Annotated in this window: 1 protein-coding gene; it reads right to left on the bottom strand. The window is 74.2% G+C overall.

All coding sequences use genetic code 11. The annotated features are described in order from the left end of the window. Positions 1-1238 (bottom strand): aminotransferase-like domain-containing protein (locus AOK17_RS29710; protein WP_107102530.1); only part of this gene is annotated, 1238 nt, incomplete at both ends.

The following is a 1238-nucleotide window of genomic DNA, read 5'->3' as shown; positions in this document are numbered from 1 at the left end:
AGTACGGCGACACCCTCCTCGATCGCCGACACCGAGGACGCCGCGTAGCCGAGCAGCAGACCTGGCGGGCCGCCCGGCCGCTGACGGTGCCAGGAGAGCGGGTGCACCTTGACCCCGCGGGCCAGCGCCTCGGCGGCGAGGTCGGTATCCCTGAAGTCCCCGGTTCCGGCACTGTCGTCGGTTCCGGCGTTGTCGTTCCCGCCGAACGTGATCAGCAGATGGAGCCCGGCCGCGGCCCCCTGCACCACCGCCCCCGGCAGACGCGCCCGTATCGCCCCGATCATCGCGTCCCGCCGACGCCGATGGCGCCGCCGTACCAGCCGCAGGTGCCGCTCCAGTTCCCCCGACTCCATCAGCCGGGCCAGCACGAGCTGGGGCAGAACCGCGTTGCCGAGGTCGGCGTACCGTTTCGCGGCGACCAGTGCCTCCCGGTACCGCGCGGGCGCCACGACCCACCCCATCCGCAGCGCGGGCGCGAGCAGTTTGGACACGCTCCCGGCGTAGCAGACCCCCTCCGGCAGCATCGACCGCAGCGCGGGCACGGGCGCCCGGTCGTAGCGGTGCTCGGCGTCGTAGTCGTCCTCCACCACCAGCCCGCCGTCCCCGGCCCACCGCATCAGCTCCCGGCGCCGCGCGCCCCCGAGCACGACCCCCGTCGGAAACTGGTGCGCCGGGGTCAGCAACACGGCCCGGTGGTCCCGCAGTTCGGATACGAGGACGCCCTCGCCGTCGACCGCCACCGGCGGGGTACGCAGGCCCTGGTTCCGCAGATGCTGCCGGACCCCGAGCGACCCCGGGTCCTCCACGGCGATCTCCTCGATGCCGTCCTCCCGCAGCACCCGCCCGATCAACGCGAGCGCCTGCGCGGTCCCGGCGACGATCAGTACGTCACCGGGCTCGACCCTGATCCCCCGGTACCGCCCCAGCCACCGGGCAACGGCCCGCCGCAGCTCCTCGGTGCCGCGCGGATCCCCGTACCCGAACCCGCCCGCCGCCAGCTCCCCGAACACCCCTCGCTCGGCCCGCAGCCAGGCCGACCGGGGAAACGCCGCGAGATCCGGCACCCCGGGCGACAGATCGATCCGCGCGGCCGCCGTACGGATCAGATCGAAGACGTCATCACCGGGCGGGCTGCCGAACGGGGAGGACGGGGGCGGGAGGAACGGAGGTGCAGCGTAGGCGAGTTGCCCCGAACCGTCCGCACGACCACTGACCTCACTACCTCCAGCCCCCGGCCC

The organism is Streptomyces phaeochromogenes (genome assembly GCF_001418655.1).
GTDB classification, from domain to species: domain Bacteria; phylum Actinomycetota; class Actinomycetes; order Streptomycetales; family Streptomycetaceae; genus Streptomyces; species Streptomyces phaeochromogenes.
This window is presented reverse-complemented; position numbering and strand designations above follow the sequence as displayed.